General features: G+C 68.1%; 24 protein-coding genes. 10 read left to right on the forward strand and 14 right to left on the reverse strand.

Going from position 1 to position 24,527, the window contains the following annotated elements:
• Positions 1-194: 194 nt before the first annotated feature.
• Genes ACNKFW_RS18365 through ACNKFW_RS18390 form a run of 6 tightly spaced genes read left to right on the forward strand, consistent with a single transcriptional unit; the run spans position 195 to position 7,701 of the window.
• A complete protein-coding gene (locus ACNKFW_RS18365) occupies positions 195-1,640 on the forward strand; it encodes an FAD-binding oxidoreductase (RefSeq protein ID WP_147428727.1) in 1,446 nt (481 codons plus the stop codon).
• A 36-nt stretch (positions 1,641-1,676) separates the two neighbouring features.
• Positions 1,677-2,759 carry an ABC transporter substrate-binding protein gene (locus ACNKFW_RS18370; RefSeq protein WP_024845751.1) on the forward strand — a complete coding sequence of 361 codons (1,083 nt, stop codon included), beginning with the start codon at positions 1,677-1,679 and terminating at the stop codon, positions 2,757-2,759.
• Between the two features lie 24 nt (positions 2,760-2,783).
• Positions 2,784-3,866, forward strand: a complete 1,083-nt coding sequence (locus ACNKFW_RS18375; RefSeq protein ID WP_024845752.1) for an ABC transporter ATP-binding protein — start codon at positions 2,784-2,786, stop codon at positions 3,864-3,866.
• Positions 3,866-5,641, forward strand: a complete 1,776-nt coding sequence (locus ACNKFW_RS18380; protein WP_208852032.1) for an ABC transporter permease subunit — start codon at positions 3,866-3,868, stop codon at positions 5,639-5,641. The genes ACNKFW_RS18375 and ACNKFW_RS18380 overlap by 1 nt, the downstream gene beginning before the upstream one ends.
• 17 nt (positions 5,642-5,658) lie before the next feature.
• Positions 5,659-6,549, forward strand: coding sequence for a dihydrodipicolinate synthase family protein (locus ACNKFW_RS18385; RefSeq protein WP_024845754.1), 891 nt, complete (start codon positions 5,659-5,661; stop codon positions 6,547-6,549).
• A gap of 12 nt (positions 6,550-6,561) precedes the next feature.
• The gene (locus ACNKFW_RS18390; RefSeq protein ID WP_147428726.1) at positions 6,562-7,701 is read left to right on the forward strand and encodes an alpha-hydroxy acid oxidase; all 1,140 of its coding nucleotides are present in this window, start codon (positions 6,562-6,564) and stop codon (positions 7,699-7,701) included.
• Between the two features lie 61 nt (positions 7,702-7,762).
• Here the strand turns inward: ACNKFW_RS18390 and ureG are convergent, their stop codons facing one another.
• Genes ureG through ACNKFW_RS18430 form a run of 8 tightly spaced genes read right to left on the reverse strand, consistent with a single transcriptional unit; the run spans position 7,763 to position 13,203 of the window.
• Positions 7,763-8,392: an urease accessory protein UreG gene (gene ureG / locus ACNKFW_RS18395; RefSeq protein ID WP_147428725.1), complete on the reverse strand. Its 630-nt coding sequence runs from the start codon at positions 8,390-8,392 to the stop codon at positions 7,763-7,765.
• Positions 8,389-9,018 (reverse strand): urease accessory protein UreF, encoded by a 630-nt coding sequence (locus ACNKFW_RS18400; protein ID WP_024845757.1) that lies wholly within the window; start codon positions 9,016-9,018, stop codon positions 8,389-8,391. The genes ureG and ACNKFW_RS18400 overlap by 4 nt, the downstream gene beginning before the upstream one ends.
• Positions 9,008-9,514 (reverse strand): urease accessory protein UreE, encoded by a 507-nt coding sequence (locus tag ACNKFW_RS18405; protein WP_147428723.1) that lies wholly within the window; start codon positions 9,512-9,514, stop codon positions 9,008-9,010. Before ACNKFW_RS18405 ends, ACNKFW_RS18400 begins: the two co-directional genes overlap by 11 nt.
• A 2-nt stretch (positions 9,515-9,516) precedes the next feature.
• Positions 9,517-11,208, reverse strand: a complete 1,692-nt coding sequence (gene ureC, locus ACNKFW_RS18410; RefSeq protein ID WP_024845758.1) for an urease subunit alpha — start codon at positions 11,206-11,208, stop codon at positions 9,517-9,519.
• A 1-nt stretch (position 11,209) separates the two neighbouring features.
• Positions 11,210-11,515 (reverse strand): urease subunit beta, encoded by a 306-nt coding sequence (locus tag ACNKFW_RS18415; protein ID WP_024845759.1) that lies wholly within the window; start codon positions 11,513-11,515, stop codon positions 11,210-11,212.
• Between the two features lies 1 nt (position 11,516).
• A complete protein-coding gene (locus ACNKFW_RS18420; protein WP_024845760.1) occupies positions 11,517-12,071 on the reverse strand; it encodes a HupE/UreJ family protein in 555 nt (184 codons plus the stop codon).
• An 11-nt stretch (positions 12,072-12,082) separates the two neighbouring features.
• Entirely contained in the window at positions 12,083-12,385 is a 303-nt protein-coding gene (locus ACNKFW_RS18425) for an urease subunit gamma (protein ID WP_147428721.1), read from the reverse strand.
• Positions 12,386-12,393: 8 nt separating this feature from the next.
• Positions 12,394-13,203, reverse strand: coding sequence for an urease accessory protein UreD (locus ACNKFW_RS18430; protein WP_147428720.1), 810 nt, complete (start codon positions 13,201-13,203; stop codon positions 12,394-12,396).
• A 340-nt stretch (positions 13,204-13,543) separates the two neighbouring features.
• Here ACNKFW_RS18430 and ACNKFW_RS18435 point away from each other — a divergent pair, with 340 nt between their 5' ends.
• The 3 genes from ACNKFW_RS18435 to ACNKFW_RS18445 all read left to right on the forward strand — a co-directional run bounded on the left by ACNKFW_RS18435 (position 13,544) and on the right by ACNKFW_RS18445 (position 16,537).
• Positions 13,544-13,873 carry a hypothetical protein gene (locus ACNKFW_RS18435; RefSeq protein ID WP_418025153.1) on the forward strand — a complete coding sequence of 110 codons (330 nt, stop codon included), beginning with the start codon at positions 13,544-13,546 and terminating at the stop codon, positions 13,871-13,873.
• A gap of 2 nt (positions 13,874-13,875) precedes the next feature.
• Positions 13,876-16,173, forward strand: coding sequence for a caspase family protein (locus ACNKFW_RS18440; RefSeq protein WP_147428718.1), 2,298 nt, complete (start codon positions 13,876-13,878; stop codon positions 16,171-16,173).
• Positions 16,174-16,234: 61 nt separating this feature from the next.
• A complete protein-coding gene (locus ACNKFW_RS18445; protein WP_244314465.1) occupies positions 16,235-16,537 on the forward strand; it encodes an aldo/keto reductase in 303 nt (100 codons plus the stop codon).
• Between the two features lie 101 nt (positions 16,538-16,638).
• On the opposite strand, the gene putP is transcribed toward ACNKFW_RS18445, so the two are convergent.
• The gene (gene putP, locus ACNKFW_RS18450) at positions 16,639-18,129 is read right to left on the reverse strand and encodes a sodium/proline symporter PutP (RefSeq protein WP_024845765.1); all 1,491 of its coding nucleotides are present in this window, start codon (positions 18,127-18,129) and stop codon (positions 16,639-16,641) included.
• A gap of 711 nt (positions 18,130-18,840) precedes the next feature.
• Here putP and ACNKFW_RS18455 point away from each other — a divergent pair.
• A protein-coding gene (locus tag ACNKFW_RS18455; protein WP_407672796.1) for an IS3 family transposase occupies positions 18,841-19,988 on the forward strand; the annotation gives its coding sequence in 2 pieces (ribosomal slippage) (positions 18,841-19,129 and positions 19,129-19,988; 1,149 coding nt in all).
• Here ACNKFW_RS18455 and ACNKFW_RS18460 read toward each other — a convergent pair.
• The 5 genes from ACNKFW_RS18460 to ACNKFW_RS18480 all read right to left on the reverse strand — a co-directional run bounded on the left by ACNKFW_RS18460 (position 19,985) and on the right by ACNKFW_RS18480 (position 24,524).
• Entirely contained in the window at positions 19,985-20,107 is a 123-nt protein-coding gene (locus ACNKFW_RS18460; RefSeq protein WP_276330384.1) for a hypothetical protein, read from the reverse strand. The two genes, ACNKFW_RS18455 and ACNKFW_RS18460, sit on opposite strands and share 4 nt — an antisense overlap.
• A 243-nt stretch (positions 20,108-20,350) precedes the next feature.
• The gene (locus ACNKFW_RS18465) at positions 20,351-21,199 is read right to left on the reverse strand and encodes an EamA family transporter (protein ID WP_418025155.1); all 849 of its coding nucleotides are present in this window, start codon (positions 21,197-21,199) and stop codon (positions 20,351-20,353) included.
• A gap of 43 nt (positions 21,200-21,242) precedes the next feature.
• A complete protein-coding gene (locus ACNKFW_RS18470; RefSeq protein ID WP_024843511.1) occupies positions 21,243-21,911 on the reverse strand; it encodes a TetR/AcrR family transcriptional regulator in 669 nt (222 codons plus the stop codon).
• Positions 21,912-21,942: 31 nt separating this feature from the next.
• Positions 21,943-22,788 (reverse strand): sugar phosphate isomerase/epimerase family protein, encoded by an 846-nt coding sequence (locus tag ACNKFW_RS18475; protein ID WP_147428716.1) that lies wholly within the window; start codon positions 22,786-22,788, stop codon positions 21,943-21,945.
• Positions 22,788-24,524 carry a hydantoinase B/oxoprolinase family protein gene (locus ACNKFW_RS18480; RefSeq protein WP_147428715.1) on the reverse strand — a complete coding sequence of 579 codons (1,737 nt, stop codon included), beginning with the start codon at positions 24,522-24,524 and terminating at the stop codon, positions 22,788-22,790. The genes ACNKFW_RS18475 and ACNKFW_RS18480 overlap by 1 nt, the downstream gene beginning before the upstream one ends.
• Between the last annotated feature and the right edge of the window lie 3 nt (positions 24,525-24,527).

Genomic DNA, 24,527 nt, shown 5'->3' on the forward strand with positions numbered 1-24,527 from the left:
GCTCCTTTGCTGCGGCCGTCAAAGCCCCTGCCCTCTGTCTAGCGGATAAAGTTTCTCCACTAAAGTACTTAATTTTTCCTATACGATAAATTTTTCTATCATTGCTCGAGAATTTAAGCTAGGAGAACGGAAGGAACGATTCTGCGGACGAAGCATCGCGAAGATGTCGCCCCAAAGGGTCTGGAGGAAATCATATGACATCTGCGATCCGGCACGAGACCTCGCGCACGCTTCTGATGGACGAGATCCGCGCCTTGCTCGGCCCCGGCGCCGTGCTGGAAAGTCCGGCCGAGATCCAGGGCTATTGCACCGATGCAAGGCGCAAGTTCCAGGCGCCCGCGCTTTGCGTCTGCAAGCCGCGCGACACGGCCGAGGTCGCGGCGCTGGCCAAGCTGCTGCATGCGCATGGCTGGCCGATGCTGCCGCAGGGCGGCAATACCGGCCTGTGCGGCGGGGCGACACCCGACGACCGCCTGCCGGTGATCGTCTCGACCGAACGACTGAACAAGCTGCGCGCCATCGACCCCTTCGGGATGACCATCGCCGCCGATGCGGGCTGCACCATCGCCCAGTTGCAAGAGGCGGCCAGGGCCGAGGGGTTGCTTTACCCGGTCAGCCTCGGCTCGGAGGGCAGCTGCCAGCTGGGCGGCACCATCGCCACCAATGCCGGCGGCACGGCGGTGCTGCGCTATGGCACGACGCGCGCGAATACGCTGGGGCTGGAGGTCGTGCTGCCCGACGGCCGGGTGCTGGACATGATGCGGGCGCTGCACAAGGACACCGCCGGCTATGACCTCAAGCAGCTTTTCATCGGCGCCGAGGGCACATTGGGCATCGTCACCGGCGCGGTCATGCGGCTTTATCCCGCCACCCCGGCGATCGGCATGTGCTGGCTGCGCATCGCCGGGCCGGCCGAGGCGCTGGAGCTTTTGCAGCTGTTCCGCCGCCATGCCGGGCGCAGCCTGACCGCCTTTGAGCTGATGAACGCCCAGCAGCTGGCCAATGTGCTGGATCACGGCAACCACACCGCGCCGGTCGAGGGGCGCGAGGGCTGGCACCTGATGGTCGAACTGGCCGATACCGCCGCAGCCGATCTCGACACGCTGATGGTCGGGATCCTGGAACAGGCCTTCGAGGCCGGGCTGGTCCTGGACGGCAGCATCGCGCAGAACCTGACGCAGGCCGAGGCGATGTGGGCGATCCGCCACAGCGTGACGGAATCGAATGCGCGGGTCGGCGTCAGCATCACCTCGGACACGGCGGTCCCGGTGGCCCGCGTCCCCGAATTCATCGCCCGCGCCACGGAAGCGGTGATGCAGGTCCATCCCGGCATCCTCGTGACTGTTGTGGGCCATGTCGGCGACGGCAACATCCATTTCATCGCGCTGTTTGCGCATGACCTCTGGGCGGCGCTGCCCGACCGCCAGGCGGTCGAGGCGCAGCTGCGCAACGCGGTCAACGACATCGCCATCGCGCTTGGCGGCACCTTCAGCGCCGAGCACGGCGTTGGCCAGACCATGATCGGGCTGATGGAACGCTACAAGGCCGGCCCCGAACTCGACCTGATGCGGGCGCTGAAACGCTGCATCGACCCCGACGGGCTGATGAACCGCGACCGCGTCATCGGCCCGACCGCCTGACCACCCGACAAGACCAACCAACAGGAGAGACGTGACATGACGAAACCCACCATGCCGACGATCAAGCGTCGGACCCTTCTGCTGGGGGCGGCCGCAGGGCTGGCCGCGCCGGCGATCTGGCGCCCCTCGGGTGCGCGCGCCCAGTCCACCCGCATCGTGGTGCGCGACGACGGCGGCATCTATACCCAGGCCTATACCGAGATCTTCTATCGCCCCTTCACCGAGGCGACCGGGATCGAGGTCGTGCCCGCCCAGGCCCAGGCCGAGCCGACCGCGCAGATCCGCTCGATGGTGGAAACCGGAACCTATACCTGGGACATGGGCAAGATCTCGGTCCCGGCGGTGCTGCAACTGACCACGGGCGAGACCAAGTATCTGGAACCCGTGGGCCTGGATGCCGAGGCGGTGATCCAGTCGATCCCGGCGCATTTCCGCAACGAATACCAGGTCGGCACCAACGTCTATACCACCGTGCTGGCCTATCGCCGCGACGCCTTCGAGGGGCGCGAGGCGCCGGCCTCCTGGGCGGACCTGATGGACCCCGAGAGGTTCCCCGGCCGCCGCGCCCTGCGCCGCCACCCCTATGACACGCTGGAACAGGCGCTGATGGCCGACGGCGTGCCGGCGGACCAGGTCTATCCGCTGGACCTGGACCGCGCCTTCGCCCGGCTCGACAAGGTGCAGCCCGCCACCGACATCTGGTGGACCAGCGGCGCGCAGGCCGAACAGCTGCTGATCTCGGGCGAGGTCGACCTGCTTTCGACCTGGGTGTCGCGCGCGCAATCGGCGCAAGCGGCCGGCGCCCCGGTCGAGATCGTCTGGAACCAGAACATCTGGGGCTGCGACGGCTGGTCGATCCTGAAGGGCACGCCCAATGCCGATGCCTGCCGCGAGCTAATCAAGTTCGCCTCGGACCCGGCGCGCATGGCGCAGCTGGTCAAGTTCTTCCCGGCCGGCATCGTCCAGCCGGCGGCCTTCGAGACCATCCCGGCGGACGTGGCCAAGAACTGCCCGACCTATCCGGCGAATATCGAGACCGGGCTGCAGATCGACGCCGCCTATTGGCTGGAGAACGCCGACCCGGTGATCGAGCGGTTCAACAGCTGGTTCATCGGCTAGGCCCCCGGGGAAACGGATCGCGACATGAGCACTTTGGAAACGCAGGGCCTGGGCAAGGTCTATGGCGACTTCGTCGCCCTGGCACCGACCGACCTGAAGGTCGAGAAGGGCGAGTTCCTGACGCTGCTGGGGCCCTCCGGCTCGGGCAAGACCACGCTGCTGAGCCTGATCGCCGGGCTGGCCGAGGCCGACAGCGGGCGCATCCTGATGAACGACCGGGACGTGACCTATGCCGCGCCCTATCAGCGCGACATCGGCATGATGTTCCAGAACTATGCGCTGTTCCCGCACATGACCATCGCCGAGAACATCGCCTTTCCGCTGAAGATGCGCGGCACGCCTGCGGCCGAGATCAGGCGGCTTGTGCAGGAGGCGCTGGACATGGTGCGCCTGCCCCATATCGCCGACCGTTTCCCCAAGGAGCTGTCCGGCGGACAGCAGCAGCGCGTGGCCCTTGCGCGCTGCACCATCTATCGCCCCTCGGTCATCCTGATGGACGAGCCGCTGGGCGCGCTGGACAAGAAGCTGCGCGACCAGATGCAGTTCGAGATCCTGCGCATCCACAAGGAGATCGGCGGCACCATCGTCTATGTCACCCACGACCAGGAAGAGGCGATGACCATGTCGGACCGCATCTGCCTGATGAACGGCGGCAGGATCGCGCAGCTGGGCAGCCCGGCCGACCTGTATTTCCGCCCGCAATCGCTGTTCGTCGCCGATTTCCTGGGCGAGGCGAACCTGCTGGAGGGCCGTCTCGTCTCGGGCGCGGACGGCGAGGGCGTGGTGCGGCTGGGCGATGCCAGCGAGATCCGAGTCACCCTGCCCCGGCCGCTGGGCCAGGGCGCTGCGGTCAAGGTCATGTTGCGGCCGCAGAACATCCGCCTGGAGGATACGCCCGGCGAGGGGCTGAACGCCAGGCTGCGCAGCTGGAGCGTGACCGGCGCCAGCACCAAGTTCTTCCTCGAGGCGCCGGCGCTGGCGTCTGACCCGCTGATCGCCACCCGCGCCACCGCGATGAGCGCCCGCGCCCCCGAGCCCGGCCGCGACTATCGCCTGAGCTTCGATCCGCGCGACGCCGTCGCCATCCCCGCCGACGAGGCCGCGTGATGGCCGCCATCCCCGCCCCGGCCCGTCCCCCGGCCGCGACCCGCCGGCCGATGAGCCGCAGAAGCAGGCAGCTTCTGATGGCGGCGCCGATGGTGCTGCTGCTGGTGACATTCCTGATCTACCCTTCGGCACAGCTTTTCCTGCTGTCCTTCCAGAAGGGCGACGGCTTCTCGCTGGAAAACTACCAGCGCCTGCTCGGCACGCCGGTCTATCTGACAGTGATGATGCTGACGCTGAAGATCTCGGTCGTGACCACGATCTTTGCGGTCATTGCCGGTTATCCGGTGGCCTATCTGATCTCGATCCTGCCGAAGGCGAAAAAGGGCCGGATCCTGTTCTGGATCCTGCTGTCCTTCTGGACCTCGTTCCTGGTGCGCGCCTTCGCCTGGATCATCCTCTTGGGCCGCAACGGCGTGGTGAACAAGCTGCTGCAGACGCTGGGCATCAGCGATGCACCCATCGCGCTGATGTATAATTTCTCGGCCGTGGTCATCGGCATGGTCCATGCCCTGCTGCCGCTGGCGGTGCTGACCATGCTGTCGGTGATGGAGAATATCGACCGAAACCTGACCCGCGCCGCCTCGACCCTTGGCGCCAGGCCCGGCATGGCCTTCTGGAAGATCTACTTCCCGCTGTCCTTTCCCGGCGTGACCTCGGGGGCGCTGATGGTCTTCGTCACCGCCATCGGCTTCTTCATCTTCCCGGCCCTGCTGGGCGGGCGGCGCGAGACGATGATCACCCAGATCATCATCGAGCAGATCATCCAGACCATGAACTGGGGCTTTGCCAGCGCCGTCGCCGTGCTGCTGCTGGCGGTCGTGCTGCTGGTCTTCGTGCTTTACGACCGCGCCGTCGGGCTTTCGACCATGACCGGCGAATCCGCGGCCAGGAAAGGCCGGCCCGGCCGCAAGGGGATCTTCTCGCGCATCGGAGACGCGATCCTGACCGGGCTGGGCCATGCCTCGGACGCGATCATCGGGCTGTTTCCGCGCCGCCGCGCCCGCGAAGGTGCGCCGCGCCCGCTGCTGGGCTTCGTCACCGTGCTGCTGGCGGTGATGACGCTGCCGGTGCTGCTGATGATCCCGCTGTCCTTCGCGGAAAGCGGGCTGAACTGGCCGCCGCAGGGCTTTACCCTGAAATGGTACCAGCAGATCTTCGACTCGCCGATCTGGATGAGCGCGCTGACCCGCTCGCTGGTCGTCGGCTTCAGCACCGCGGTCCTGGCGCTGCTGATCGGCACGCCCGTCGCCTTCCTGATGGTGCGCGGCAGGATGCGGGGCAAGACGGCGCTTCTGGCCTTTACCCTGATGCCGGTGGTGATGCCGAACATGATCCTGTCGGTGGGGCTGTTCTACCTTTACGCCAAGATCGGGCTGGTCGGCACCAACCTGGGCCTGATCATCGGCCACACGGTCATCGCCGTGCCCTATGTGGTGCTGACGGTCATGTCGGTCTTGCGCAACTACGACACCCGGCTGGACCTGGCCGCGCAAAGCCTGGGCGCGACGCCGATCCGCACGCTGCGGCTGGTCACGCTGCCGATCATCGGCGCGGGCATGATCTCGGCCTTCCTTTTCGCCTTCACCATCAGCTTCGACGAGCTGACCATCGCGCTTTTCACCTCGGGCGGCATGTCCGCGACCCTGCCCAAGCAGCTTTGGGACGAGGTCTCGCTGTCGATTTCGCCGCTGCTGGCGGCGGTCTCGACCTGCCTGTTCCTGTTCGTGACGGCGCTGATCGTCGCGGTGGGGCTGCTGAACCGACGCCAGAAATAACCTTGAACGGATAGACAATGCTGACTTCGAAAGACCTTCGCGGGATCATCCCCGCCCTGCCGACCCTTGTGAACGGCGACGACAGCCTGGCGCGCGGCGACATGGCGAAACTCGTCGATCACGTCCATGCCGGCGGCTGCACCGGCGTGCTGCCCATCGGCGGCACCGGCGAATACGGCGCGCTGCCGCATGCGACGCGGGTCGATGCCGTGGCCGTCTGCGCTGAGCGCAGCCAGGGCGGGCAGACCGTCATGGCCGGCGTGCTGGATACGGGCTATTACGACGCCATCAGGGCGGGCAAGGATTATGCCGCGGCCGGCGCCGATTGCCTGCTGGTGCTGACGCCCTATTACACCAACCCGACACCGGCCGGGCTGCGCGACTATTTCATGCGCTATGCCGATGCCTCGCCGGTGCCGGTGCTGCTCTACGAGATCCCCTATCGCACCCGCATCGCCATCCCGCCCGAGGTCACGCATGAGCTGTCGCGGCACCCCAACATCATCGGCATGAAGGCGTGCAACACCGACATGTATCACTTCCTGCAGGTCGCGGCGGGGGTCGGCGACGACTTCGCCATCCTCGGCGGCGAGGACTCGCTGTTCCCCCTGCACATGGCCGCGGGCGCGAAGGGCGGGATCATCGTCACCGCCTCGATGCTGCCGGCCTTCTGGGTCCGGATGCACGACATGCTGGCCGCGGGCGACCTGGCCGGCGCGCTGGCCCTGCACCGCCGGGCCCAGCCGATGATGAACGCGGCCTTCGGCGAGACCAATCCCGGCCCGATGAAATCGGTGCTGGACCTGTTCGGCATCGACGCGCAAAAGGTGCTGATGCCGCTGGATGCCTGCCAGCCCGAACGCTCGGCCCGGCTGCGGGCCGAGGTCGAAAAGCTGCTGGCCGCATAGGGAGCGCCGCGGATGGCGCCGCTGAACACGGACGATTTCCGCGCGGCCGCACGGCGGCGCCTGCCCAAGGGGCTGTTCGACTATATCGACCGCGGCACCGAGGACGAGGTTTCGCTCTCTCGCATCCGCGCCTCGCTGGACGGGATCCGGCTCCGGCCGCGCATCCTGAACGGCGATTGCCCGGCCTCGCTGGAGACCGCCCTGCTGGGCCGGAGCCGCCCGACCCCGCTGGTGATCGCGCCGACCGCGCTGGCCGGCATGGTGGCGGATCGGGGCGAGACGAAGCTCGCCCGCGCCGCCAGCCGCTTCGGGATCCCCTTCACCGTCTCGACGCAATCGGTCGAGCCGATCGAGGACATCCGCCGCGGCGCCCCCGAGGCCGAGCTGTGGTTCCAGCTTTACGTCTGGAAGGACCGCGCCCGCACGGCCGATCTGCTGCACCGGGTCGCGGCTTGCGATTGCGATACGCTGGTGCTGACCGTGGACACGCAGATGCCGCCCAAGCGCGAATACAACCAGCGCAACGGCTTCGGCGTGCCGTTCCGGCCGACGCCCGGCAATGTCGCCGACATGCTGTGCCACCCGCGCTGGCTGTGGCGGGTGATCCTGCGGCCGGGCCTGCGCCGGGGGATGCCCAGCTATGGCCATTACCCGCCCGAGTTCCGCGCCGGCCTGCTGTCGCCGGTGATGGCCGAAGACCTGCGCCTCGACCCGGCGCTGACATGGCAGGATTTCCGCGCGCTGCGCGACGGCTGGCAGGGCCGGATCATCCTCAAGGGCGTACTGAGCGCCGAGGATGCCCGCCGCGCCAGGGCCGAGGGTGCCGATGCCATCGTCGTCTCGACCCATGGCGGGCGCAATTGCGACGCCCTGCCGACCACCGCCGAGGCCCTGGCGCGCATCGCCGCCGATCCCGGCGCGGTGCCCGAACTGCTGGCCGACAGCGGCGTCCGGCGCGGCTCGGACGTGCTGAAATACCTCGCGCTCGGCGCCGCGGCCGTGCAGCTGGGCCGCGCGCCGCTCTGGGGCCTTGCCGCCGGGGGCGAGGCCGGCGCCGCGGCGCTGCTGGACATGCTCCTGGCCGAGATGCGGACGGCGATGGGCTTTCTGGGCGCGCGAACGCCCGGCGATCTTGGCCCTTTCGAGGGCTGAGGCCACTGGCGAGGACAGAAAACACCCGCCCGGCCCGTCATCCCGCCCGGCAGCAGGACCGTCAGGCGCGGGCCGGATCGCCCAATCCGCCCAGCCTGCGAATCTCGGCCACGACCTCGGCCACGCCCTCGCCGGTGCGCAGGGAGCAGAAGCGCACCGGGCGCTCGCCCCTCTGGCGGGCCGCGTCACGGGCCATGCGCATGCGGTCGCAGCCGACGGCTTCGGCGATATCGATCTTGTTGACGACCAACAGGTCCGAGCGCGTGACGCCCGGCCCGCCCTTGCGCGGGATGTCGTCGCCCATGCCGCAATCGATCTGATAGACCGTCAGGTCCGCCAGTTCCGGCGAGAAGGTGGCCGAGAGATTATCGCCCCCCGACTCGATCAGGATCACGTCGAGATCGGGAAAGGCCGTCGTCAGTTCCTCGACCGCCGCCAGGTTGATCGAGCAATCCTCGCGGATCGCCGTATGCGGGCAACCGCCGGTCTCGACGCCGCGGATGCGCTCCAGCGGCAGGGCCTGGACGCGCATCAGGTATTCGGCATCCTCGCGCGTATAGATGTCATTGGTGATCGCGGCGACGGAGAGGTCTTGCGAAAGCGCCCGGCAAAGCGCCTCGGTCAGGCGGGTCTTGCCCGCGCCGACCGGGCCGCCGATGCCGATGCGAAGCGGGCCGTTCGGGCTGGTCATGTGCGATAGATCCTCGGTTGCAGCGTTTCGTGGCGGATGGCGGCCAGGTCGCCGCGCAGGGCGCAGCCGCCCAGCTCGTCCAGGCCGGCGGTCTCGGCCTCGGCCGCGACCGCCCGGATCAGCGGCATCAGCTCGGCCAGGACGCGCTGGCCCTGGAGCGGGCCGATGGGCACAGATTTCACGCAGGCGGTGACAAGGTTCGATGCGAAGGCTTGCAGGAAAAGCGCCAGCGTCTCGGCAAGCGGCACCCCCGCCCGCGCGGCGGCGATGCCGATGGCGACGGGATAGGGGGCGGCGGGCAGCGCATCCTCGACGGCCGAGACGGCGCGGGCGAAGCTTGCCCCCTGCTCGGCCGTCTCGCGGCGGCGCTCGGCGCAGCCCGACAGCGCCAGGGCAAGCTCGGCCACGTCCTCGCCCCGCCAGGCATGGGCCAAGAGGATGGCGTCGTTGCGGCCCGCCCCGTGGCGCAGAAGATCGGCGATCCAGTCCCGCACCGTCTCCGGCCCCGTCAGCCAGCCGTCGGCGATGGCCTGCTCGATCCCGTGCGAATAGGCGAAGCCGCCCACCGGCCAAGCGGGCGACAGCCAGGCGAACAACCGTTGCAGCGCGACAAGCTCAGCCGTCATGGGGGTGGGCCTGGCCATGCGCATGGTGGTGCCCGTACCCATGTCCATGCTCATGTCCATGCGAATGCGAATGACCCATGACCTGGGCCGGGCCATAGGCGCCGCCTTCGGGGATGAAAGGCTGCCGCGCCTCGGTCACGGTCGCGCCCAGGCCCTGCAGCATGGCGCGCAACACGTGATCGGCGCGGATAACTAGGTGGAAGGGCTCGATCTGGCAGGGCGTGTGGCGGTTGCCGATATGCCAGGCCAGGCGCGGCAGGTCGCCGGTGACGATCAGCACCGGCTCGGCTGCGGCGACGACCTCGACCGGGCCGGCATCGGTCAGCAGCGCATCGCCATGGGCCAGCGCGGTGACTTTCGGCAGATCGACCAGCAGGTCGGCGCCGGCTCGGGTGCGCAGCAGCTTGCGGCGCAGGAAGCGGGCATCGTAGTCCAGCTCGACCCGGTCGACTGGTCGGCCGGCAAGCGGGGGGCGAAGGACGGCGGTGGCTTTCATCGTCAGAACAGGAAATAGCGTTGGGTCATGGGCAGGCTTTCGGCGGGCTGGCAGGTCAGCAATTCGCCATCCGCGCGCACCTCGTAGGTTTCGGGGTCGACATGGATCTCGGGGGTGGCATCGTTCAGCACCATCTGCGCCTTGCCGATGCCGCGCGTGCCGCGCACGGCGACCGTGTCCTTGGCCAGCCCCAGCCGGTCCAGTTCGGCATCGCGGCTGACAAAGGTCACGGCGCTGCGTTCGACCGAGCGCCCGAAAGCCCCGAACATGGGCCGCGAATGCACCGGCTGCGGCGTCGGGATCGAGGCGTTCGGATCGCCCATCTGCGCCATGACCACGCTGCCGCCCAAGAGCACCATCTCGGGCTTGACGCCGAAGAAGGCGGGGTTCCACAGCACCAGGTCGGCGCGCTTTCCGGGCTCGACCGAGCCGATCTCATGCGACAGCCCATGCGCGATGGCGGGGTTGATGGTGTATTTCGCGACATAGCGGCGGACGCGGAAATTGTCGGCCGGGCCATCGCCCAGGGAGCCGCGCTGCACCCGCATCTTGTGGGCGGTCTGCCAGGTGCGGATCAGCACCTCGCCCACCCGGCCCATGGCCTGGCTGTCGGACGAGATGATCGACATGGCACCCATGTCGTGCAGGATGTCCTCGGCCGCGATGGTCTCGCGCCGGATGCGGGATTCGGCAAAGGCGATGTCTTCCGGAACCCGGCGGTCCAGGTGATGGCAGACCATCAGCATGTCCAGGTGTTCCTCCATCGTGTTGACGGTGAAGGGCCGCGTCGGGTTGGTCGAGGACGGGATCACGTTCGCAAGCCCGGCCACCCGGATGATGTCGGGCGCATGGCCACCGCCCGCGCCCTCGGTGTGGAAGGCGTGGATGGTGCGGCCGGCAATGGCGGCGATGGTATCCTCGACGAAGCCGCTTTCGTTCAGCGTGTCGGTGTGGATCATCACCTGCACATCCATGCGGTCGGCGACGGAAAGGCAGCAGTCGATGGCGGCAGGGGCGGTACCCCAGTCCTCGTGCAGCTTCATCGCGCAGGCGCCGGCGCGGACCTGTTCCTCAAGCGCCGCAGGCAGCGAGGCATTGCCCTTGCCCGCGAAGGCGAGGTTCATCGGGAAGGCGTCGGCGGCCTGCAGCATCCGCCCGATATGCCAGGGCCCCGGCGTGCAGGTGGTGGCCAGCGTGCCATGCGCCGGGCCGGTGCCGCCGCCCAGCATGGTGGTGATGCCCGAATGCAGCGCGTCGTCGATCTGCTGGGGGCAGATGAAATGGATATGCGCGTCCATGGCACCGGCGGTCAGGATGCGGCCCTCGCCCGCGATGATCTCGGTCCCCGGCCCGATCAGCACGGTCACGGCGGGCTGGGTGTCGGGGTTGCCCGCCTTGCCGATCACGGCGATGCGCCCGTCGCGCAGGCCCACGTCGGCCTTGTAGATGCCGGTCGCATCCACGATCAGCGCATTGGTGATCACGGTGTCCATCGCGCCCTCGGCGCGGGATTTCTGCGACTGGCCCATGCCGTCGCGGATGACCTTGCCGCCGCCGAACTTGACCTCCTCGCCATAGGTGGTCAGGTCGCGCTCGACCTCAATGACCAGCTCGGTATCGGCCAGGCGGACACGGTCGCCGGTGGTCGGGCCATAGATCGCCGCGTAATCGGCGCGGGAGAGGGTCACGGGCATCCTACAGCTTCCCCATCACGGCGGCACGGAAGCCGAAGACGCGGCGGTCGCCCGCGAAGGGGATCAGGCCGACGTCGCGGGTCTGGCCCGGCTCGAAGCGGATCGCGGTGCCGGCGGCGATGTCGAGGCGCATTCCCCGCGCGGCCGCGCGGTCGAAATCCAGCGCCGGGTTGGTTTCGGCGAAATGGTAATGGCTGCCGACCTGCACCGGGCGGTCGCCGGTATTGGCCACGGTCAGGGTCAGCCGGGGGCGGCCGGCGTTCAGCACGATCTCGCCCGCGGCGGGGATGATCTCTCCGGGGATCATGTCAGGCCACCGCCAAGGCAAGGCCGGCCGCGGCCGTCGCCGCCCCCAGCCAGCGCGCCAGCGGCAGCCGGCCCAGCGCGATGCCCGCGCCATGCAGGCCCGCCGTCGCCAGCGCAAAGCCCGCGGCATAGGCGGCCAGCCCTTCGGCCGGCCCCTCGACCCCATGCGCATGGCCGTGCATCAGGCCGAAGACCGCGATCACCGGCAGCGCCATGGCCAGGCCCGGCCGCAGGGCCAGCGCGATCGCCGCCCCGATGACGATGGACGAGGCCAGGATCGCCGGCTCGACCAGCGGCAGGTGGACCCCCGCCGCGCCCAGACCGCCGCCGGCGACCATCGCCGCGACGAAGGCCAGCGGCAACGCCCAGACCGCGCGCCCGCCGATGCCGGCCGCCCACAGGCCCACGGCCACCATGGCCAGCAGGTGATCGGCCCCGCCCAGCGGATGGGACAGGCCCGCCACCAAGGGCGCGCCCCCGGCATGGCCGGTATGGGCGCCGGTATGGGCAAGGGCTGCGGTCGGTGTCAGCAACAGGGCGGCAGAAAGCTTTTTCATCGCGGAGTCCTTCAGCGGATGGGATGGTGGACCGTCACCAGCTTGGTGCCGTCGGGAAAGGTGGCCTCGACCTGGATCTCGGGGATCATCTCGGGCACGCCTGGCATGCAGTCCTCGGCGCGCAGGATCTCGGCGCCATGGGACATCAGATCGGCGACCGAGCGGCCGTCGCGGGCGCCCTCGACCACGGCGTCGGTGATGATGGCGACGGCCTCGGGGTGGTTCAGCCTGACCCCGCGCGCCATGCGGTTGCGGGCGACGATGGCGGCCATGGCCACCAGCAGCTTGTCCTTTTCGCGGGGTGTCAGGTTCATCTCTTGCCTCACAATTGCCAGACGCGCGGCGGCGGGCCGGCGCGGAAATGCGCGATGAGCGGCACCAGCGCCGCCCGCAGGGCCTGGGCCGAGGGCGCCAGGAACCGCGCCACCAGCAGGCCCGGCAGCGCGCTGACGCCGGCCTCGGCGCCCTGGGGGATGGCCGCGCGGGCCGCGTCGAGCCCATGCTCGGCCCCCGGCGCGGCAAGGATCACGGTCGCGGCGGCGCGCACCCCCGCCAGAGTGGCCGGACCCGAGGGCATCCCGTCCAGCCGCACCGCCTCGGCATGGATCAGGCGCTCGCCGCGGCGGATGCGCCAATGGTCGCGCAGATGGAACCGGCACAGCGTTTCCCCATGCGCCGCGCGCCCGAAGACCAGGCTTTCGGCGGCCAGCAGCGTCGCGCCAGCCGCCATGTCCACGCTCAGCCGCCGCTCGAGGGCCGAGCCCTCGAACAGGATCGTCTCCTGCGGCAGCCAGTCGATACGCGCGCCTTCGCCAAGCGTCAGGAGGTTCGACACCTGCCCGGCCCCGCCCGCGCTGCGATAGATGCGCTCGGCCGCCTGCGTCGTCACCGTCAGGCTTTCGCCCCGGCCCGCATGGATGTCGAGCGCCAGCCGGTCGCCCCCGGTGATGCCCCCGGCGGTGTTGACGACCACCGCCTCGGACCGGCCCCGCATGCATTGGATCCGGGGCATCAGGATCTTCAGGCAGCCTTGCTGATGCAGCCGGCACAGCCGCCCCCGGTCGCGCGACAGCCCGGCCGAGCCATGGCTGCGCGGCAATGCCCGAACTGAACTGGAAAGGTCCAAAGCCATCAGCGGATCCCGGTATGCTGCCCCGACCTCGGCCACGAAACATGCCGCCGATCAACCGGCGGGCAGCCGCCGCGATGCGGCCAGGGCCAAATCGCCGGGCAATCTGCCCGAAACTTCGACAGGCAGACCGCTTTCCGGGCAGCCGCCGAACGCATGCCGCACGCCCGCTAGCGCCAAGCCAATCCAGCCCAGCGCAAGGGAACTGCCTGGCGGACGGTCGCGACCGGCATGCCGGACCGGGCCGCCCCTGGCTGGGCAGGGTGCGGCCGGGGCCAGGAATCTCTGGCTGGATTGCGCGATTCGGGCTATCATCGGTGCATTGCAATGCGGGGCGGCGGCGATGCGTACCCTTCTGGCACTCACGTTCTCGACAGCAACGATCGCGCTTGTTTCCGGTTGTGCCGAGGTTCCCGCTGCATCCGAACCCGGCCAGCAATCGCAACCGAGCGTTTCCTCGGCAGGGCCCGACGACACGGCAGGCAGCAGCGGCAGCGCGGGTGGCCGCAGCAATGGCGGCGGCAATGGCGGTTCCAGCGGCGGCAGCAGCGGCGGCGGCAACGGTAGCGGCGGCGGCAACGGTAGCGGCGGCGGCAATGGCGGCAGTGGCAGTGGCAATGGCAATGGGGGCGGTGGCAGCGGCGGCGATGACGGTGGAGGAGGCTGGAGCTAGCGATGTCCCCCAGGCGACCAGCACGCTCCCTGCTGCTGGCGGCGGCAGTCTCGTTGGGCCTGGCGACCTTGGCCGGGGCCGAAGGCGCCCGCATCGCGCTGGTCGTCGGCAATGGCAATTACCAGCGCATCCCGGCCCTGGACAATGCCGTGCGCGACGCCCGCGACATCGCCGATATGCTGCGCGGCTTCGGCTTTACCGTGCAGGAGGCCCATGATCTCGACCGGCCCGGCTTCGAAACCTTCCTGCGCACGGCCTTGCTCAACATTCCCGAAGGATCGGAACTGGTTTTCTTCTATGCGGGCCACGGCATCCAGATCGGGCGGCGGAACTATCTTCTGCCGACCGACGTGGCCTTTGAAAGCGTCTATGACCTGCCGGTGCAGTCCGTCACCCTGGACCGGGTGGTCGAACTGCTCTCGGCCCGCGGCGCAAGCCATGTCGCCATGATCGACGCCTGCCGCGAAAATCCCTTTCCGAACCTGCGCCTGGCGGCAAACCTTGATGCGACGCTGTTCGAGACCAAGTCCGGCTTCGAGGTTTTCTCGACCCCGATCAATTCGCTGGTCGCCTTTTCGACCTCGCCCGGACAGGTGGCCTATGACGGCGAAGCCGGCGGAAACGGGCCCTATACGCAGGCGATCCTGGCCTCGGCGGGGCAATATTCGGATGAAAACATCCTGACCATGCTGGCCGACGTGCGCCAGCGCGTCTATCAATCGACCAGCGGCCGGCAGGTGCCCTGGGAAAGCTCGACCCTGGTGCAGCCCTTCTATCTGGTCCAGGGCGGGACGGCCCCTGCCCCGGCCGCCCCGGAGGCCGCGATCTCCCAGCCCGACCGCAGCGCCGCGCCCGTGCAGGCGCTGGCCATAGACCTGACCCTGCCCTTTGCGCGCGAATTGCCGCTGGGCGACAAGCTGGCCGAGCAGGCCGGCATCCCGCTGGGCGATGTTTCGGTGATCGAGGCGCCGCAGCACGGGCAGATCGACCTGGCCGGCGGCGCCGTGACCTATCGCCCGCATCTGGCCGAGACCCCGATGGCGGACAGGACGGACCATATGCTGCGCGACCGCTTCAGCCTTGGCATCGGCGGTGCCGGGCCGGGCATCCTGAATGTCTCGGTCGGGATGCCGGCCCTGGCCTGCGACGTCCAGGCGGGCGACGCGCTGGACCTTCAGGGCGTGGGCCTTTACCGCCTGCCGAACCAGATCGAGCCCCGCCGCGCGCTGGCCGCCTGCGCGCAGGACGTGGCTGAAAACCCCGGCATGGCGCGGCTTCTCTACCAGCTGGGCCGTGCCCAGCAGGCCTCGGGCGACCTGCAATCGGCCCATGACAGCTTTCGCGCCGCAGCCGCGGCCGGCCATATCCGCGCCCGCCATGCCGCCGCCATGCTGCTGCTCAGCCCGCGCCTGGACCGCGCCGTGGTGCCCATTCCGCTGGACGAGGCGCAGGGCAATGCGCTTCTGGACGAGGCCATCGCCAGCGGCGATCCCTTTGCCATGCATAGCCGCGGCCTGCGCCTGCTGCGCAACGGCCCGACGGAAGCCGACCGCCAGCGCGGCTTCGAACTGCTGGAGCGTGCCGCCGAGCTTGGCCACACCTATTCCATGAACGAGCTGGGCGCCTATTTCCTGGATCCCGACAGCCGCTGGTTCCGCCCGGAGCGCGGGCTGACCTATCTGCGCGCCTCGGCCGAGCGCAAGGACATCTACGGCTACAACAACCTGGGGCTGGTGGCGTTGCGCGGCTATGGGGAGGTGAAGCCGGACCATGCCGCCGCCCGCGCCTGGTTCGAACGCGCGGCCGAGGGCGGGCATCCCTTTGCGCCTGCAAACCTGGGACGGATGATCATGCGCGGCCAGCTGGGCAAGCCCGATCCGCGCGCGGCGCTGCGCTGGTATGACATGGGCCTGGCGCGGGGCGACGGCTGGGGCGGTGCCAATGCCGCCGACATCATCCTCGGCGGCAATGCCCGGCCCCTGGGCCCCGCCGATGCCGCCCTGCGCGCCGCCAAGGCGCTGGACCTGCCGGCCGCCGAGGCCGCCAGCCGGGCGCAGGCATTGCTGGACGGGATGGCCGCCGCCGATCTGGACCGCGCGACGCAGATGATCCTGAACGAGCTGGGCGAAGCGGTCGCCGTGGACGGCCGGGCCGGACCCGTGACCATCGAGGCGCTGGCACGGGCCGGCAGCCGGGCGGGGCTGGAAGCCTTGCCAGCCGATGCGGGGGCGCAAGAGCGCCTGCGGATGGCGGCCCGGATCTGGTGGGCGCAAAATCCGCCGCGCGTCGATCTGTTCTGATGCAGGCCGGCGGCGTCGAGCCGGGCCCGGCGGGCGACGCGCCGGCTTCGACGTCCCGCCGGTGGCTCCGGGGCGCGGCGACGCCGCCATCGGCGTGATACGCGGCATCGCCGGGGAAAAGGGCTGCACGGTGGCCCAGGTGGCGCTGGCCGGGCTCCTGCACCAGCCGGTCGCGCCCGGCATCATCGTCGGCGCCAGGCGGGTCGGGCAGCTGCAGGGCAATATCCGCACAACCGAGGGGGCGCTTGCCCCGGACGATCTGGCGGCGCTGGACCCTGTGACCCGGCTTCCCGCAGGGTATCCGGGCTGGATACCCGAGCGGCAGGCACAATACCGCGCCCCTTTCCCGGCGCCGCAGCCCTGAGCCCGGACAGGAAGCCGGCCGATCCCAGGACAGGGCCTGGCCCGGCCCCGCCTTGTGCCGGCGGGCGCTCCTGTCGCTCCGCCGCCGGGTCGCGTGCTGTCCTAGATCTTGCCCAGGGCCGCCTGGCTGGCCTGCGTGAACTCGCGCTCGATTTCCTCGTTGTGGCGATAGGTCAGCCGGCTGACCACCACGCAGGTCGCCATGGCCAGCACGAAAGCGGGCAAGAGCTCGTAAAGCCCGGTATCCATCGCTTTCCAGACGAAAACCGTAACCGAGCCGACCACCATCCCCGCAAGGGCGCCAAAATTGGTCAGCTTGCGCCAATAGAGGCTGAGCAGCACGATGGGACCGAAAGCGGCGCCGAAACCGGCCCAGGCAAAAGCCACGAGGCCCAGGATGGTATCGTTGGGGCTGACCGCCAGCATCGCCGCGATGATCGCCACCACCAGCACGCCGGCGCGTCCCAGAACGATCAGCACGCGCTGGCTGGGAACGGGCCGGCTGATGGCGCGATACATGTCCTCGACCAGCGCCGAGGAGCACACGATCAGCTGGCTCGACAGCGTGCTCATGATCGCGGCAAGCACCGCCGCCAGCACGAAGCCCGCGACCAGCGGATGCAGCAGCACCTGCGACATCAGCAGGACAACGGTTTCGGCATCACGGGGTGCGTTGCCGAACTTGCTGAAATAGGCGATGCCGATCAGCCCGCTGGCAACCGCGCCCGACAGCGAGACGAACTGCCAGCTCGTGCCGATGATGCGGGCGGAGCGGGCCTCTTGCGGGGTGCGCAGGGCCATGAAGCGCACGATGATATGGGGCTGGCCGAAATAGCCCAGGCCCCATGCCAGCCCGGACAGGATCACCAGGATCGCGGCGCCCGGACTCATATGGCCCGCCCCGGTCAGCGACAGGTTGCCAGCGCCGACCTCGGTGACAAGACCGGCGGTCTCGGTCCAGCCGCCGATGGCCAGGATCGCGACGGCGGGCACGACGACCAGCGCCACGACCATCATCAGCCCCTGGACCACATCGGTCAGGGACGCGCCCAGAAAGCCGCCGAACAGCGTATAGGCCAGCGTCACCGCCGTCACCAGCAGCATGCCGGTCAGGTAATCGCCCCCGAAGGCGCTTTCGAAGAACTTGCCGCCCGCGACCATCCCCGACGAGGCGTAGAGCGTGAAGAACACCAGGATCACGATGCTGGAAAGGCTGCGCAGCAGGCGCGAGTTGTCGCGCAGGCGATTCTCGAAAAAGCTGGGCAGGGTGATGGAATTGCGCGAAACTTCGGTATAGGCGCGCAGATGCGGCGCGACCAGCCGCCAGTTCAGATAGGCGCCGATCAGCAGCCCGACCGCGATCCAGCCCTCGATCAGCCCGGTGGTGTAGATCGCCCCCGGCAGGCCCATGATCAGCCAGCCCGACATGTCCGAAGCCCCTGCGCTCAGCGCCGCGACCCAGGGCGGCAGGCCCCGGCCGGCCAGCATGTAGCCCTCGTGATCGCTGGTTTTCAGATAGGCCAGGTAGCCGATCAGCAGCATCACGCCGAAATACAGCGCCAAAGCGGCGTAGGTGTAGAGATTTCCAGACATCATGAATGACCTTTTGTGAATCCATCGGGTGACGAAGCCGGATGGCATTCCTGCGGTGCAAGCCGAGAAATGCCGCTGGCCAGTCGCTTCCGTGCCGGGTTTTGCCCGCCAGGATTACCGATTTTGTCCGGCAACCGAAAGTTCTTTTCATGCGCTTTCATGGCGCATCTCGGCCAAGCGGAGGATGCTCGCCCGCCGGCTTGGGGAGAGGCGCGCGCGACCGCTTCGCCCCACCAGCCCGCCGGATCCGGGAAACGATCCCGCGCGATGCGGGCGCCCGACGCCCCGTCCCCCCGGCGAACGAAACCGGAAGGCGGCGCCCCGGATCGTGCCGGTCCACGCTTCGGATCGCGCCTTGCCCAGGCCATGCCGCCCGATCCCGTCGCGCCGGGCAATGGCGGCTCCGCCCCTGTCCTTCGCCCTGCGGCCCGCCGGGCAATGGCCGGACGACGGAATGGCATTGCCATCCCAATGGAATATCTGCATACTATAGTATGTGACTTTACCTGCCCGGCTTGGGCATGCCCCGTCTTTCGGGCAGAGCAAGCCCGCCGGGGCCGAACGAGGATGGAATGGCGGCAAAGAAGCCCGATCCCACGAATGCCGCTGCACGGCACGGGTCCGAGACGAATGAGCTACTCCCCTGAAATCGGACAGTGACGGAAGCTACGATCTGACGTTTGCTGGTCTCCACGGACAAGGAGATTAGGAATGCGGAAGCGCAGGAACCATGACGCGGGCTTCAAGGCGCGCGTGGCGCTTGAGGCCGTGAAGGGCGAGCGCACTGTGTCTGAGCTGGCCGCCGAATACGGCGTGCATCCGACGATGATCCACCAGTGGAAGAAGGCGCTGCTCGACGGGGCTGCGGATATCTTCGAGCGCGGCGGCAGAAAGCCCGTTGCGGAAGTGGATGAGGAGACGGTCCGGTCGCTGCACGCCAAGATCGGGGAGCTGGCCGTCGCCAACGATTTTTTGTCACGAAAGCTCAAGCCGTGGACCGGCAAGTGAGGCGTGGGATGATTGAGCGGGACCATCCCGCGCTGTCGATCGTGGCGCAGTGCCGCCTGCTGTCGATCTCGCGCTCGTCGTTCTATCATGAACCGGCCGGAGAGACTGAGCGGAACCTCGGGCTGATGCGGCTGATCGACCAGCAGTTCCTCGATACGCCCTTCTACGGCGTCCGGCAGATGACCTGGCATCTGCAGAACGAAGGCCATGGCGTGAACCAGAAGCGCATCCGGCGGCTGATGCGGCTCATGCGCCTGATGCCGATCTACCAGAAGCCCAACACCAGCAAGCCGAGAAAGGGCCACAAGACCTGGCCCTACCTTCTGGGCGGGCTGCGGGTGGATCGTCCCGGCCAGGTCTGGTGCGCCGATATCACCTACCTGCCGATGCGGCGCGGCTTCCTGTATCTGGTGGCCATCATGGACTGGTTCACCCGCAAGGTTCTGGCCTGGCGCATCTCGAACACGCTGGAGGCCGACTTCTGCGTTGAGGCGCTGAACGAGGCCATCCACCGCTTCGGCGCGCCGGGGATCATGAATACGGACCAGGGTTCACAGTTCACGTCCTTCGCCTGGACTGATCGGCTGAAGCGCGTTGGCACCCGGATCTCGATGGACGGCAAAGGGCGCTGCATCGACAACGTCTTCATCGAGCGCCTCTGGCGATCCCTGAAGTATGAATGCGTCTACCTGCACGCCTGGGGCACAGGATCCCAGGCAAAGTCTGCCATCGGTCGATGGATGACCTTCTACAATCACCGACGGCCCCACACCGCCCATGGCGGGCAGCCGCCCGCCGTGGTCTACTTCAACAGCATCGAAACCGATCAGCAGACGAAGGCAGTAGCTTAAATCAGCCGGAAAGCTGTCCAAGGATCGGGGAGTAGCTCACGAGCAGGATGGCCGCGCAGCACATCAAGCCGCCGCAGCTTCGTCACGATCTCGTCGGGCTTGTGTCGCTTCTCGGCCATGATCGTCCTCCTTCACGGTCGGAACCGCACCGGGACGCCGAAGGAAGCCGAGCCCGGCCCCTGCACCCTTGCAGGCCGGGAAAACAGCCTGGTGGGCCGTTTTCCGCTCTGCCCTGCTCCATCCCGCCCGTCCGGGTCCGGGCTTCCCGACCGGCAGGCTTGCCTTTCGTCGGCACGGGCATCGCCATGATCTTCGCCGGCGGCGGGAAATGCCGGCGGCATCGGCTTGCCCGGCAGGCGACCTTATGCCCGACCCCTTACCGAAAGGCCGATGGACAGGAAAACCAGCACCACGCCCAGCACCTGCTGCACGTCCAGCGTCTCATCCATGATGCCGATGCCAAGGACCAGCGCCACCACCGGGCTGAGAAAGGCCAGCACCGAAACCCGGCTGCCCAATCGCTGCACCCCGCCCACCCAAAGCCAATAGCCCAGGGCGGTTGCGAACAGCACCAGATAGCCCAGGCCCAGCGTGTTTCGCATCTCCCAATGCACGGGCAAGCCCTCGACCAGCAAGGCAAAGGGCAGGATCAGGATACCGCCGATCAGCAATTGCCATGTCGTCATCTGCACCGGCGGCGCAAGATCGCGCCAGCGTTCCATCAGCACGATGCCGAGCGCCATGGACAAGGCCGCACCGATCCCCGCCAGCACGCCGGTCGGGTCGAAGGCAAGGCCGCCGTTCAGCACCATCAGCCCGACGCCGGCCATGCCCAGCACCGCCAGCCCGATCTGGCCCATCCCTGGCCGCCGTCCCAGCAGCGGCCATACCAGCAGCGCGACCAGCAGCGGCTGGCAGGCGGCCAGCGTGGCGGTGATCCCGCCCGGCAGCCGGGCCGCGCTGATCAGCAGCAACGCGAAGAACAAGCCGATATTGGTCAGCGCCAGGACGGTGACGGGAAACAGGATGCGAAGCGGCGGCAGGCGCCGGACCAGCAGCAGCATCAGGAGCCCGGCCGGCAGCGCCCGCAGGGCAGAGATCAGGACCGGGTGATCCGTCGGCAATGCCCCGACAAAGACGACATAGGTCGTGCCCCAAAGCATCGGCCCGATGGCGGTGCCGATGAAGCGGCCGGCATTCCGGTCAGCCATGCCAATCCTCGCGGTCGGGATGATCCTTGCCGGCGCGCCGGGTTCAGCGCGCCAGGTCCGGCGTCCAGTCTCCGGGCTCGGGCTTGCGCGTCAGATAGCTGATCACCATGTCGACCAGATGCGCCTGGCGGTGCTCGATATTCTCGGGGGCGCTCAGCTTCCGATTGAACAGCATCGACAGCGTGTGCCGGTTCGACAGGTAGAAATAGCCCAGGCCCGAGATCGAGATATACAGCTCGACCGGATCGACGCCCTTGCGGAAGACGCCCTGTTCTTCGCCCTGGCGCAGGATCTCGCGCAGGTTTTCCGACAGCCGGTCATACATGCTGCGGATGATCGTCGACTTGGCGATATGCCGGGCGCGATAGAGGTTCTCGGTGTTCAGCATCACGATCACGTCCGGCTCCTCGACGAAGACCCGGAAGGTGTTCTCGCACAGCCGGATCATCGCGCTGAGCGGGTCGAGTCCGTTCACCGGAACATCGCTCTGCCGGCGGCGGAGCGTCTCGTAGGTGCGTTCGAGGATGCGGATATACAGATCCTCCTTGCCGCGGAAATAGTGGTAGAGCAGGTTCTTGCTGACCTTGGCCCGGGCCACGATGGCATCCACGCGCGCGCCGTCATAGCCGCGGCGCGCGAATTCCGCCTGCGCTGCCGCCAGGATCCTTTCCTGCGTCCGGATCGCATCCCGGATAGCGGGTTTCTCCGCCATCTGCCCCCCACCACTTGCATCGAAGGGCCGTTCAGCACGGCACCTTCCGCCTTTCCGCCACGAAGGGCGCACAACGCTCGACCGAAGCGGCGACCGTTTCGTCGCCGTCGCGCAGCCACCAGTCGAACTTCGAGAACAGCTCGATCTCGAAGGGACCGTCATAGCCGATCTCGTCGAGAAGCGCCTTGTAAGCCGCGAAGTCGACCACGCCGTCGCCGATCATGCCCCTGTCATGGTATAGATCGCGGGTCGGCACAAGCCAGTCGCAGAGGTGGAAGGTCAGGATATTTTCCGGCCCCGCCTCGCGCAGCCCCGGCATGAAACCGGCATCCCACCAGCAATGATAGGTATCGGCGACGATGCCCGCGCTGTCGCCCAGGCTGCGGCAAAGATCCAGGCAATGCGCGAAGTTGTTGAGGCAGCTGCGATCGGCGGCATACATCGGATGCAGGGGCTCAAGGCCCAGCTTGACCCCGACCTGCCGGGCATGGGGCAAAAGCTCTTCCAGCGCCCCGATCACCCGCGACCGCGCCGCCGCCAGATCCTTTTCGCCCGTCGCCAGCCCGCCCGGCACGATCACCAGGCAAGGCGCGCCGATCTCGGCCGCCGCGTCCAGGCGGCGACGGTTTTCGGCAAGAGCGGCGGCAAAGCCGCCCTTGTCCGCGATATTGACCCAGGCGCTGGTGCAGAGGCAGGGCACGAACAGCCCGGCATCGCGGATCAGCCGGGCGCCCTGCCCGATCCCGGCGGCGTCCAGATATTCCATCCAGACCCCGATCCCGGCGACGCCCTGCCGGGCATAGCCGTTCACCGCCTGCTCAAGGGTCCAGTCGCGCGTGGTGATCTGGTTGATCGCAAAACGGCGCAGATCGGGCATCAGGCCAGTTCCGGTTGCAGGTTGCGCAACTCGGCCGTGGCCTTCTCGTTGATGCGGCCATCCTCGATCACGACGCGATAATGCTCGCGGGCAAAGGCCGGGGTGATCTTGCCGTCCAGCGCGTCCTCCAGCACCTGCTCCAGCGGGCGCAGCAGCGGGTCGCCATAGCCGCCGCCCCCGGCCTGTTCGTGCCGGATCACGTCGCCTTTTGCGACATTGCGCGTGACCTTGCTGTCCAGCAGTTCGAACGCGCCACCGTTCAGGCTGAGCAGGTTGCGCGAGGGCGCCGCCGGATTGCCGCCGAACAGCCCATAGGGCCGATGCTCGTAGCGGTCGGCGCGCAGCTGCAGCACCGCGTCTTCGGCCAGCAGGCGATACTGGCGCACCACGCCCAGGCCGCCCCGCTGCCTGCCCGCCCCGCAGGAATCGGTGCGCAGCGAATATTCCTCGATGCGGATCGGATAGGTCGATTCCATCAGCTCGACCGGCATGTTCGACATGTTCTGCGAGGGGTTGGTGATCGCGTCGATGCCGTCCTTGCTGGCGCGCGCGCCCAGGGCGCCGTTGATCATGTCGACCATGACGAAGGGCTGGCGGGTCTCCTTGTCATAGCCGCCCAGACAGACCACCGAGTTGCCGCCTTCGCCCGCCGCGGCGACGCGCGTCGGCACGATCTTGGAAAGCGCGCCCAGCACGGTATCGACCACGCGATAGCCGGTCAGGGCGCGCGCCGCCACCGGCGCCGGGAAATGCGGGTTCAGGAAGCAGCCCTTGGGGGCCGCGATGTCGATGGCGCGATACATGCCGGAATTGTTCGGCACCTCGCTGTCCAGCGTGCAGCGGATCGCCAGATAGGTCGCCGATTTCACGAAGGACAGGGTCGAGTTGATCGCGCCCTTGACCTGCGGCGATGAGCCGGTGAAATCCACGTCCAGATGGTCGCCCTTGACGGTGATCGTCACCTTGATCGGGATCGGCGCCGGGTCGAAGCCGTCACCGTCGATGTAATCGGTGAACTCGTAGCTTCCATCCGGCCAGTTGGCGATCTCGTTGCGGGTCAGGCGCTCGCCGTAATCGAGGAAATCGGCCAGGAACCGGTTGAAGGTCGGCGCACCGTATTTGTCGACGATGCGCAGCAACTCGCGCTCGCCAAGCGCGCAGGTCGCCAACTGCGCTTCGAGGTCGCCGATGACCAGATCGGGCAGGCGCACGTTGCGCTCGATGATCTGGAACACGATGTCGTTGCGGACCCCGCGGTCATAAAGCTTCAGCGGCGGCAGGCGCAGCCCCTCCTGGAAGATCTCGGTCGAGTCGCTGGCGTTCGAGCCGGGCACGCGGCCGCCCACGTCGCAATGGTGGCAGATCACCACCGAGAAGCCGAGATGTTCGTCGCCGTGGAAGATCGGCTTGAACATGAAGATGTCGGGCAGGTGCATGCCGCCGTCATAGGGATCGTTGAAGATGATGACGTCGCCGGGATGCAGGTCGCCCTGGAACCGCGCCAGCAGCGCCTCCATGGCGTCGGGCACGGCCCCCAGATGCAGCGCCACGGTCTTGGCCTGCGCCAGGATGCGGCCCTTGGCGTCGCACATGGTGGTCGAATAATCCAGCACGTCGCGGACGATAGGCGAACGCGCCGTCCGCATCACCGTATAGGCCATGTCGTCGACGATGGATTCGACGGCGCTTTTCAGCACGGCGAAGGTGATCGGGTCATTGGCGGAAATCTCGGCCATGGC

The organism is Paracoccus sp. TD-10 (assembly GCF_048270675.1).
Taxonomy (GTDB): Bacteria; Pseudomonadota; Alphaproteobacteria; order Rhodobacterales; family Rhodobacteraceae; genus Paracoccus; species Paracoccus pantotrophus.